Origin of the sequence: Streptomyces sp. NBC_00385, from assembly GCF_035917155.1 — a bacterium.
In the GTDB taxonomy this organism is placed as follows: domain Bacteria; phylum Actinomycetota; class Actinomycetes; order Streptomycetales; family Streptomycetaceae; genus Streptomyces; species Streptomyces poriferorum.
The window spans coordinates 8,371,784-8,382,781 of record NZ_CP107951.1; the positions used below are offsets into that span (position 1 = coordinate 8,371,784).

A 10,998-nucleotide genomic window follows, 5' to 3' on the forward strand; every position below is an offset into this window, starting at 1 on the left:
CGTACGGGCGGTTGGCGCTCTCCTGTTTCCGGCCGGCGGGGCTCGATGCCCGTCCGAGGGCGGTTCGGTCTCCGGCCGACGGAACCCGGGCCCTACGCCGTTCCGTCCGCCGTCCCGTCACCGGACGCCGGCGGGGCGGGCGGTGGGGCTTCGGACTCCCCGGTCTGCGGGGTCACGGGCTCCGGGGCCGACTCCGATGTCGGCGGGGGCTCCTCGGAGGAGGGCGGCGGTGACGGGGGCGGCTCCTCGGACGAAGGAGGCGGCGGCGGGGGCGGCTCCGTCGACCCACCGGGCTCCGTCGAGGGCGACGACGGCTCCCCGGACGACGGGGCACGTGAGGAGGGATCCGAGGGGCAGGGCTCGGCCGAACCGCCGCCGGACCGCGGCGGACACCGTGAGGCGTCCGGGTCGGCGGGCGGATCGGTCTTCTTGTCGCTGTCACCCGTGTCGCCCGCGTCCCGCTCGAACCACCCCTCGGTCCCGGGGTCGAACATGACGAACACGTTCACCGGCCGTGCGGCGGGCTCCACCACCACGACGTCTCCGGCCCGGTAGCCCGGCCACGCCTCGCCTTTCTGCTCCGGGGTTCCCTTCAGCGCGACCGGCGGCAACAGCGGGTTGCCGCAGGCGCACCGGACCCTGGGCACTCCGCGGTCGTCGATCATCACCGCCGTGCCGGCCTGGAGGACCGCCTGGTAGCTCGTGGCGGCGCCGTTCTCGTAACCGTGGTTGGTCACGCGGGTGTCGAGCCGCAACTGGACCGGAGTGAGGGCGCGCAGATACGCCGGGACGCCGGACGGGGCGATGCCCTCGACCGAGGCGAAGGCCTTGTTCTTGGCCGGCTGGTCCGCAAGGGCGGTGATCTGCTTCTCCACGTCGCAGGAGGCGACCTTGCGGGTGCCGCCGTACAGGCCGGGCGCCGAACCGTCCACGCCCTGGGTGATGTTGGACCGGGTCCGGGAAGCGCTCGCCACCGGACTCGGTACGGCGGTGGGCGTCGCGTTCCCGGCGCTGCTGCGTGCTGTCGAACCGGTGAACGGATCGGGACCGGTCGATCCGGCCGCCTCGAGGAACACCTCCCCGCCCGCCTGGTCCGACCCGCCCGGCCGGGTGAGGACGACGGCCAGCACCACTGCCGCCACCAGCGCGACCACGATCGTCGCCACCTTCGGGACCGACCGCCACCAAGGGGTGCGGGGGCCGCGCCCCGGGCTCTCGGGGGTCTCGCCCGGACCGCCGGGGCCGGGAGGTCCGTCATGGCCGCCTCCGGAGGGCGGGCCCGCCGGCGGGCCGGACGGGCGCTCGGGAGGCGGCGGGACGGGGCCCTCCTGGGAAGGGCCCGAAAGCGGTCCCGACGGCGGCCCCGTGGGGCGGCCGGACGACGGCGGCTGGTCACTCACGGCTCTTCTTTCCCACGCCAGGATCGGTACCGGATTCTTCGGGTATCAGCCATTGTGTGCCCGCTACCCGCGCGGCCCGCAAGCCGACGCGGGCGGCCCACCCGAGGGGCGGAGCATCTCGCGGCTGCCTAGCGTGGGGCCGTGAGCACACAGGGATCGGACGGCCGGGACCGTACGCGGACGCGGGCCGCGCACGGCTGGGGCGACGCCCTGCTGGCCGTTTTCGCCGGGCTGCTGGTCATGGGCGTCACCGCCGCCCTCGGACTGTGGGCGGCGGGCGCCGCGGAACTGCCCGGCGGTTCCTTGCCCCGCGTGGTCGCGGCCGTCGTCGTCATGGCGGCCGGCGGATCGGTCGCCCTGTCGGGGAACGCGGGGGAACTCGCCAGGACGCACGCGGACATCTCGGCACTGCCGCTCTCGGTCACCCTTGTCGGCGCGTTCGTTCTCGCCGCCGGATTCCTCCGCCCCCTGCGGCACCGGGCCGTCGCCACCACTCGCGAACTGGCCGGATGGGCGGGCCGGATCGCGGTGCTGTGGCTCCTGGTGCTCGTCGCGCTGTCCCTCCTGGCCCGGCAGACCTTCGACGTCCCGGCGGCCGACCCGACGGGCGGCGTCATCGGCGACGTGCTCGACGCGTCGCCGCAGGTCGGGTTCCGTGCCGAGATCCCGCTGACTCTGGTCCTCGGCCTGCTCTGGCTGGCCGGCGTCCTCGTCCTGGCCCTGCTCGTCTCGCGCGGCGCGCCGCTCCCCGCACGGCTGGTGCGATTCCAGGAATCGGTGCGCCCGGCCGCGTACGCGATGGTGGCGCTGCTGCTCGCCTACGTGCTGGTCGGTCTGGTCATCGCGCTCGTCGTCGTGGTGACCCGGGGACATCCCGCCGAGACGTTCGCGGTGATCCTGCTCGGACTGCCCAACCTCGTCTGGCTGGTGTTCACCCTGGGCCTCGGGGCCTCCTGGGAAGGCAAGGTGGACGGGCCGTTCGGACTGCCGATGCCGCAGGTGCTGGACTCCGTCCTGCGGACACCGGACCTCTCCACGCTGAACGTCGGCACGCTCGCCGAGCAGGACGGCCGCGTCTGGTGGTGTGTCGTCGCCGCCGCGTTGTTCACCGTGGCGGCCGCGTTCCTGACGGCAGCGCGTTCACCGGCCCGGATGCGTCCCTGGCAGCATGCCGTGCACATGGCCGTGGCGCTCGCCCTCACCGTGCTCGCCGTGTGCCTGCTCGTCCGGATCTCGGCTCACTACGGTCTGTCCCTCCTCGGCCTCGGCGACCTCGGCGGGGGGCTGGGCGGCGAGGTGCTGTTGCGACCGCGGCTGTGGGGCGCGCTGGGCATCGCCGTGCTGTGGGGGCTCGTCACCGGCTTCCTCGGCGGGCTGCTGGCCCTGCGCGTCCACCGGCGCGGCGAGGCGGATGCGGGAAGACCCTAGGACCTCCCGCCGCCGAACACCGGCGACGCCCACCGCGGCGGTTCGGGCGGCGGTTCGGGTCCCGACCGCCAGGCGCCGATCCTCCGGTCCACCTGCGTCGGCGGATGACCGCCCCCCACCTCGCCCCGTGCCGCGGCACGCAGCGCGGCCACGAACTGGAGGCACGAGTCGTAGCGGTCGTCCGGACTCTTGGACAGGGCCTTCGCCAGCACCGCGTCGATGCCGGCCGGAAGATCGGGGCGCAGCCCCGTCAGCGCGGGCGGCGGGTCGAACTGATGGGCCCACAACAGCGCCATGTCGTCGTCGCGCTGGAACGGCGGCGCGCCGGCCATCGTCTCGTGCACGACGCACGCCAGGCTGTAGACGTCGCAGCGCCCGTCCACGGGACGGCCCGAGATCTGTTCGGGTGCCACGTAGTCGAGTGTTCCGACGAACTGGCCCACGGAGGTGAACCCGGTGAGGGACAGCGACTTCTTCGTGAGGCCGAAGTCCGTGAGGTACACATGCTCCGGATGGTCGCTGTCCGTGCCCGCCGCGACCAGGATGTTGCCGGGTTTGACGTCCCGGTGCACCAGGTCGTGATCGTGGGCGGCATCGAGCGCGGACGCCACCTGGGCGGCGATCCGGAGCGCGGTGCCGAGGGGGAGCGGCCCCTGCCGGTCGATGAGGGCGCGCAGATCCTGGCCGGCGACGTAGCGCATGGCGATGTAGAGGATGCCCTCGGTCTCACCCGCCTCGAAGACCGGCACGATGTGCGGGTGGTCGATCGCGGCGGCCACCCGCGACTCATGGGTGAAGCGCTTGCGGAAGGTGTCGTTGCGCGCGAGTTCCGGGGCGAGCAGTTTGAGGGCGACCGTGCGGTCCAGGCGCAGGTCCTTGGCCCGGTAGACGACGGCCATCCCACCTCGTCCGATCTCGTCCTCCACCAGGTAGTCGGCGATCTGCCTGCCGATCAGGTCGGAGGGCCGCCCGGTGGGCAGGGCGGAATCGCCGGGAGGGCCGGTGGCGGGGGCCATCACCCGTCACCCGGCCGGGTGGGCGGATGCGTGCCGGGGTCGACGAGCCGGGTCGCCTCCGGCGCGGCTCCGCCCGCCGGGGCGCTGCTCGGCCGGGTCCGGCCGGGGCCGGACCCGGCCGCGTAGGTCGTCAGCCGGGTCCCGTCCGTGTACACCCAGCGCTCGTGCTCCGCGTCGAACAGCCACACGGCCTCGCCGTCGACGACCACTCCGGCCCGCAGCCCCTGGGTGCGACGGCGGAAGGTCTCGCCGTCGATGCGGCCTTCGACGAGTTCCTCGGATGCCCGGCGGAAACGGTCCAGCGACTCCTGGACGCGGGCGAGCAGCGGCCGCGGGTCCGCCGTGCGGGCCATCGGCTGACCGGCCTGCGGCGGGTCGTGCGGTACGGACACGAGCAGCCGGCCGTCGACCCAGGCGGACCAGCCGTTGGCGCACAGGACCTGGCCCCAGTCGCCGCGCCGGTCGAGCAGTTGCACGGGAAGCAGCGGGTCCAGGGGCTCGGTGGGCCGGGACACGTCGGGCGCCTCCCAGGCGGGCAGCCCGTCCTGGGGAACGACGTGGGTGGGGCGGAAGTCCTCGGTCTCCATGGGCCGCCCCTACTTCCGCATGATGGCCGGCTCGTGCCGGCGCAGGAGCCGGGCCACCGCGAATCCGAAGACGACGGAGAGCACGACCAGCATTCCCATGTCGAGGAGCCAGATTCCGGCGGAGTGCTCGAACAGGGGGTCCGCGGTCAGCTTCCCGGGAACGATCCTCGCCAGGTCGATCGTCCCCGCCATGGCGCCCAGCGCCCAGCGGGAGGGGATCAGCCAGGACAACTGCTCGATGCCGGGGACCCCGTGCAGCTTCAGCAGCGCGCCGCAGAAGACGACCTGGACGATCGCGAGCAGCACCAGGAGGGGCATGGTGACCTCCTCCTTGCGTACCAGTGCGGACACCAGCAGGCCGAGCATCATCGCGGTGAAGGACAACAGCGCCACCGTCAGGGTGATTTCGGCCAGGGGCGGCAGCAGCACCCCCTTACCGCCCGGGGCGTTGAGATCGACGCCCACGAGACCGACCAGGGTCAGCACGACGGCCTGGAGCACCGTGATGGTGCCCAGCACCACGACCTTGGACATCAGATACGCGGATCTGGACAGGCCGACGGCTCTCTCCCGCTGGTAGATCACCCGTTCCTTGACCAGTTCCCGGACCGCGTTGGCGGCGCCGGTCAGGACGCCGCCGACACACAGGATGAGCAGCGCGTTCATCGCCGTCTCCTGGGTCAGCTTGCTTCCGGCCAGGGCCCGTGTCATGGCGCCCATCACGAACGGCAGCGCGATCATGATGACGAGGAACGTCCGGTCGGCGCCGAGCGCGGCCGCGTACCGCCGTACGAGGGTCCGCAGTTGCGCACCCCAGCTGCGGGTCTTGGGCGGCGGGGCGACCTCCGCGGCAGCGGCGTGCGGCAGCCGGGGCTGCGAACTGGCGTTGGCGATGTACTGCCGGTGGAAAGGGGAGGCGGCGAACTCCTCGGCCCAGGGACGGTCGCGGTCGTTCTCGAAGGCCTCGAACGCCTCCGGCCACTCGGCGAATCCGAAGAAGGCCAGCGCGTCCCCGGGCGGACCGTAGTAGGCGATCCTCCCGCCCGGCGCGAGGACCAGCAGCCGGTCGCACACGTCCAGGCTCAGGACGCTGTGCGTGACGACGATGACCGTGCGGCCGTCGTCGGCGAGACCGCGCAGCATGTGCATGACCGAGCGGTCCATACCGGGGTCGAGCCCCGACGTCGGCTCGTCGAGAAAGAGCAGTGACGGCTTGGTCAGCAGCTCCAGGGCCACGCTCACCCGTTTGCGCTGGCCTCCGGAGAGACTGTGGATCGGCTGGCCCGCGCGCTGTTCGAGTCCGAGCTCGCGCACCACCTCGGTGACGCGTTCCTGACGCTCGGACTTGGCGGTGTCCTGCGGGAAACGGAGCTCCGCCGCGTAACCGAGCGCTCGGCGTACGGTCAACTGGGCGTGCAGGATGTCGTCCTGCGGTACCAGGCCGATGCGCTGGCGCAGTTCGGCGTAGTCGTGGTAGAGATCGCGGCCGTCGTAGAGGACGGTCCCCTCGTCGGCCGGGCGCAGTCCGGTCAGGGCGTTCAGGAGCGTGGACTTGCCCGCACCACTGGGCCCCACCACCCCCAGGAGGCACTTCTGGCCCACCGGGAAGGCCACGTGGTCGAGCAGCGTCTTACGTCCCTTGTCGACGGTGACCGCCAGGTCCTGGACGTCGAGCGACACCTCACCGGTGTCGACGAACTCCTGCAGCGTGTCCCCGACGAGGCAGAAGGCGGAGTGGCCGATGCCGACGATGTCTCCGGGGGAGACGGGTGCGCGGTCGGCCGGCTGACCGTTGAGGAAGGTTCCGTTGTGCGAGCCGAGGTCGACGATCTCGTACGTGCCGTCCGTATGGGCCAGCAGTTCGGCGTGGCGGCGGGAGACGCTCAGGTCGTCGACGACCAGGTCGTTCCCGGATCCGCGGCCGATCCGGACGGTGCGGGACGGCAGCGGCCTCACGGTGGTCGGCCGGCGGAAGGTGCCGGTCGCGGCGGGCACGGAGACGGCGGAGGGACGTTCCGGTGAGGGCGTCGGCGCAGGCGCGGGCCTGGCCTTCAGCACGGCCTGCGGGCCGTCCTCCGGATGACCGAAACGCAGGAGGGTGCCGGGTCCGACGTCCGATTCACGGATCCGCCGGCCACCGGCGTAGGTGCCGTTCGTGCTGCCCTCGTCCTCGATCGACCAGTGGCCGTCCGGCGCCCTGAGCACCGCGTGGTGCCACGAGACCCGGACGTCGTCGATCACGATGTCGCTCAAGGGGTCGCGTCCGACGTGGTACTCCCGGCCCGGACTCATCACCGTGGGTCCTGCGTCGGTTTCGAGTACGAGTTCGGGTGCAGTCGGTGCGGCCGGCGGCTCTCCCATGCCCGAATTCTATCGACCGGTACGGTTATGTGCCCGACCAGTCGGCGGTGCGCGGGGCGTGCGGGGAGGAGCCGGACCGTCTCCCCCCGCACCGGTCGTGCGAGGGGAGACGGCTTCCGTCAGGCCTCCAGGGCTGCGGAGACGACGGCCTTCGCCTCCTCCTGGACACGGGCGAGGTGCTCGGCGCCGCGGAAGGACTCCGCGTAGATCTTGTAGACGTCCTCGGTGCCCGAGGGGCGCGCCGCGAACCAGGCGTTCTCCGTCGTCACCTTGATTCCGCCGATCGCGGCCCCGTTGCCCGGCGCCGAGGTCAGGACGGCGGTGACCGGTTCGCCCGCCAGGGTGTCGGCGCTGACCTGCTCGGGGGAGAGGCGTGCCAGCACGGCCTTCTGATCGCGGTCGGCGGGGGCGTCGATCCGGGCGTAGGCCGGCTCACCGAACCGGGCGGTCAGCGCCTGATAGTGCCGGGACGGCGAATCGCCCGTCACCGCGAGGATCTCGGAGGCGAGCAGGGCCAGCAGGATGCCGTCCTTGTCCGTCGTCCACACCGATCCGTCACGGCGCAGGAACGAGGCCCCGGCCGACTCCTCGCCGCCGAAGCCGAGCGACCCGTCGGCCAGGCCGTCCACGAACCACTTGAAGCCGACCGGTACCTCGACCAGCTGCCGGCCGAGACCGGCGGCGACCCGGTCGATCATGCCGGACGACACGAGGGTCTTGCCGATACCCGCACCAGCGGGCCACTGGTCCCGGTGCGCGTACAGATAGTTGATGGCCACGGCGAGGTAGTGGTTCGGGTTCATCAGCCCCGCGTCCGGGGTGACGATGCCGTGCCGGTCGGCGTCGGCGTCGTTGCCGGTGGCGATCTGGAAACGGTCGCGCTGCCCGATCAGCGAGGCCATCGCGTACGGCGAGGAGCAGTCCATCCGGATCTTGCCGTCCCAGTCCAGCGTCATGAAGCGCCAGGTGGGGTCGGTGAGCGGATTGACGACGGTCAGGTCGAGCCGGTGCTGCTCGGCGATGCGGCCCCAGTACGCGACCGACGCGCCGCCCAGCGGGTCGGCGCCGATCCGTACGCCGGCCGCGCGCACCGCGTCCAGGTCGAGCACGGACGGCAGGTCCGCCACATAGCTGCCCAGGAAGTCGTACGTACCGGTCGAAGCCGCTGCCAGCGCCCGGACGTACGGCATGCGGCGCACGTCCTTGAGGCCGCCGGCGATGATCTCGTTGGCCCGTTCCTGGATCCAGCCGGTCGCCTCGGACCCGGCCGGGCCGCCGTTCGGCGGGTTGTACTTGAACCCGCCGTCCCCCGGCGGGTTGTGCGAGGGCGTCACCACCACCCCGTCGGCGAGGTGAGAGGCGCGGCCCCGGTTGTACGTGAGGATGGCGTGCGAGACCGCGGGGGTCGGCGTGTAGCCGTCCGCGGAGTCGATGAGCACGGTCACGTCGTTCGCGGCGAACACCTCGATGGCGGTCACCCGCGCGGGTTCCGACAGCGCGTGGGTGTCGGCCCCGAGGAAGAGCGGCCCGTCCGTGCCCCGCTGTGCCCGGTACTCACTGATCGCCTGGCTCGTCGCCGCGATGTGGTCCTCGTTGAACGCGGTGGCCGTCGACGATCCGCGATGCCCCGAGGTGCCGAAGGCGACCCGCTGCCCCGGTTCGGCGGGATCGGGGTGCAGCGTGTAGTACGCCGTCACCAGCCGCGCCACATCGGTCAGGTCCTCCGGGCGTGCCTGCTGCCCGGCTCGTGTCTGCGGCATCTGCCACTCCTCCGTATCGGTCGTTCCGTGCGATCTGCCCGCCCCGTCATTTTCGCCGCTCGCCCTCACGGGCGGGCGGCTGCCCCGCCGCGCGGACCGCCACCGCCGCCGCGTACCCGGCGGGGACCCCGACATCGGTGACCGTCCACCCCGTGGGGCCCGGCCGGGGGTGAGGACCGGTGCCCACGTGTTCGGCCGCGAGTCCGTCGGCCAGGCCGATGCCCTCGCCCTTGAGATAGGCCTCCTTGCGGGTCCACACCCGGGCGAAGGCGGCAGGACGCTGCTCCCCGGGAAGCTCCGCCAGCTCGCGGGTCTCCGCCGGATGCAGCTGACCGGCTATCTCGGACACGGTTTCGAGCTTCGGGACGAGCTCGACATCCGCACCCACGGGCCTGTCCGCGAACGCCAGCAACGCCACCCCACGGGTGTGCGACAGGGAGAAGTGCACACCGCCGTCGGTCGCGGGGCGGCCGTGCGGGCCGCCGCAGGACGGGCACGGCTCCCGTCCGAGGCGCACGGCGTCCGGAGCGACGCCCAGCCGCGCCCCGAGCAGCAGCCGCAGGGCCACGTGCGCGGCGACGTAGCACCTGCGGTCGGCCGCGACGACCAGGCGTGCGGCTCTGTCGAGTTCGCCTGCATCCAGGATTCCCGGCGCGAGCCGCTGCGCGTGCCCGCTCTGCCGTTCCGCGTCCACCAGCCACAGCGCGGGGGAGCCGGGCGGGAAGAGGGGGGCGGGGATCCGGTGGCCGTCCTCGGGGAACGCGAACACGTTGGGCTGGTACACCGTTACGTCGATTCCTTCGCCGGGCGGGAGCCGTGAGGACGTGTCACGGCGGAGCGGTCACGGATATCCTATGGAGATCCGGACAGGGGTAGACGTACGTTCGATCACAGGGTGGCCGGTTCAGCGCGTTCACGAGCTGCGGCGGACTCCCGGGCCACCCGGCCCCTTCGGACAGGAGACCCCGGATGTCATCGGACAGCCACCCGCGCCCGGACGCGGCACAGCTGCGGGAGGCACGCGTCGAGGACGCCGACCGCCTCACCCGCCTCTTTCTGGATGCGCGCGCCGCAGCCATGCCGTACCTGACCAGGGTGCACAGTGACGAGGCGACACTTGGCTGGATGACCCATGTCGTACTGCCCGGCACGGACGTCTGGGTGGCCGAGGTCCGGGAGGGCGGGGGAGCGCCGGAGCCGGTCGGTTTCGTCTCGCTCGACGGCGATGAGCTCGAACACCTCTATCTGCGACCGGACATGCTGCGCCGGGGGATCGGCACACTGCTGCTGGCGAAGGCCAGGGAGCGCAGCCCGCAAGGGCTCGCCCTGTACACCTTCCGGCGCAACTCCGGTGCGCGGGCCTTCTACGAGCGACATGGGTTCGCTCCCGTCGGGTTCGACGACGGCAGCCGCAACGAGGAGAACGAGCCGGACGTCAGATACCGCTGGAGCCCGGCGGGCTGAACCGGGCGGGCACGTGAACGCCCGGTGGGAGCAACGCGCTCCACCACCGCCGCCGTGGTGAGCACCGAGGAGAGCACCAGGATCGGGGAGACGGCCGTGCGACCCTGAGTTCGGCGGCGCCGGACGTAGGGGGCGCTGTGCCGCGCTGCGTGGCGAGGGCGAGTCCGCGGCCGATCACCAAGGCCGTGGCCAGTGCCATGCCGTGGGCCGGGTCGCTGCTCGCTCCGACCGCGGTGATCAGGGCCGGCCCGGCCAGGCAGCAGAGCCCGTTGCCGAGGGATTCCAGGGCGAAGGCGGTGGGCGGCGATGCGGCGCGCCGACCCCGCAGCAGTGCTGACCAGCGGGCGGCCGACATAGCCCCGAGCTGCGGAATCGTGGCGCCCATGAGCACTCCGGCCGCTGTCAGCAGCCCGTGCGGGCTGGTGTTCTCGGCGAGGGTCAGCAGGGTGCCCACGGAGATGGCGTGGGCGAGGAGAACAGGTGGCAGCACGCGGGTCTGGCCGAATCGGTCGACCAGCGTGGCGAGTTGCGGCCCGGTCGGGGACTCCGCGACGGCGAATCCGCTGGTCACGAGTCCGGCGGCGTAGGAGCCGGTTCGGTCGTGTACGAGCCAGATGATGCCGGGACCGGTCATGGCGATGCCCGGGCGGCCGGTGGTGGCGGTGAGGCAGAAGGCTGCGGCACCGGGGGTGCGGAGCGGCGTGCGGTAGGTCTCCGACGACACGGCGTGTCTCTTTCGCTGCCCGGCGGACCGCGCAGGGCCGCCTGCGTGCTGATGGGCTGACCCGTGGCATCGCTTGGAACCGTCCAGTGCCGGCGTGGAGCAGGGACGCGTGCCCCACGCCGACTCCGTCACCGAGCACAGGATTCCCGAGAGTTCGGGTGTACGAACGGCCGACCCTACGCACCATGGCCGGGCGTCGGGCTGCATCCCGCCTCCCCTGCGAGCTGGCACCTTTCAGCGCCTTTCATAAATACGCAA

9 protein-coding genes are annotated in these 10,998 nt (G+C 72.5%); 2 read left to right on the top strand and 7 right to left on the bottom strand.

The window, feature by feature from the left end; all coding sequences use genetic code 11:
- Positions 1–92: 92 nt before the first annotated feature.
- Entirely contained in the window at positions 93–1,400 is a 1,308-nt protein-coding gene (locus tag OG959_RS36985) for a DUF6777 domain-containing protein (protein WP_326665616.1), read from the bottom strand.
- A gap of 141 nt (positions 1,401–1,541) precedes the next feature.
- Here OG959_RS36985 and OG959_RS36990 point away from each other — a divergent pair, with 141 nt between their 5' ends.
- Entirely contained in the window at positions 1,542–2,828 is a 1,287-nt protein-coding gene (locus OG959_RS36990; RefSeq protein ID WP_326665618.1) for a streptophobe family protein, read from the top strand.
- Here OG959_RS36990 and OG959_RS36995 read toward each other — a convergent pair.
- From OG959_RS36995 to OG959_RS37015, 5 genes are all read right to left on the bottom strand, one after another.
- Complete coding sequence (locus OG959_RS36995) at positions 2,825–3,844, bottom strand: serine/threonine-protein kinase (RefSeq protein WP_326665620.1); 1,020 nt, start codon at positions 3,842–3,844, stop codon at positions 2,825–2,827. The genes OG959_RS36990 and OG959_RS36995 overlap by 4 nt on opposite strands.
- Positions 3,844–4,431 (bottom strand): hypothetical protein, encoded by a 588-nt coding sequence (locus tag OG959_RS37000; protein ID WP_326665622.1) that lies wholly within the window; start codon positions 4,429–4,431, stop codon positions 3,844–3,846. The genes OG959_RS36995 and OG959_RS37000 overlap by 1 nt, the downstream gene beginning before the upstream one ends.
- A 9-nt stretch (positions 4,432–4,440) precedes the next feature.
- Positions 4,441–6,792 (bottom strand): FHA domain-containing protein, encoded by a 2,352-nt coding sequence (locus OG959_RS37005; RefSeq protein ID WP_326665624.1) that lies wholly within the window; start codon positions 6,790–6,792, stop codon positions 4,441–4,443.
- A gap of 119 nt (positions 6,793–6,911) precedes the next feature.
- Positions 6,912–8,552, bottom strand: coding sequence for a phosphoglucomutase (alpha-D-glucose-1,6-bisphosphate-dependent) (gene pgm, locus OG959_RS37010; protein ID WP_326665626.1), 1,641 nt, complete (start codon positions 8,550–8,552; stop codon positions 6,912–6,914).
- A gap of 46 nt (positions 8,553–8,598) precedes the next feature.
- Positions 8,599–9,336: a 4'-phosphopantetheinyl transferase family protein gene (locus tag OG959_RS37015; protein WP_326665628.1), complete on the bottom strand. Its 738-nt coding sequence runs from the start codon at positions 9,334–9,336 to the stop codon at positions 8,599–8,601.
- Between the two features lie 185 nt (positions 9,337–9,521).
- Here OG959_RS37015 and OG959_RS37020 point away from each other — a divergent pair, with 185 nt between their 5' ends.
- On the top strand, positions 9,522–10,016 hold the full coding sequence (locus tag OG959_RS37020) for a GNAT family N-acetyltransferase (RefSeq protein ID WP_326665630.1): 495 nt from the start codon (positions 9,522–9,524) through the stop codon (positions 10,014–10,016).
- Here the strand turns inward: OG959_RS37020 and OG959_RS37025 are convergent.
- Positions 9,988–10,740 (bottom strand): hypothetical protein, encoded by a 753-nt coding sequence (locus OG959_RS37025; RefSeq protein ID WP_326665632.1) that lies wholly within the window; start codon positions 10,738–10,740, stop codon positions 9,988–9,990. The two genes, OG959_RS37020 and OG959_RS37025, sit on opposite strands and share 29 nt — an antisense overlap.
- Between the last annotated feature and the right edge of the window lie 258 nt (positions 10,741–10,998).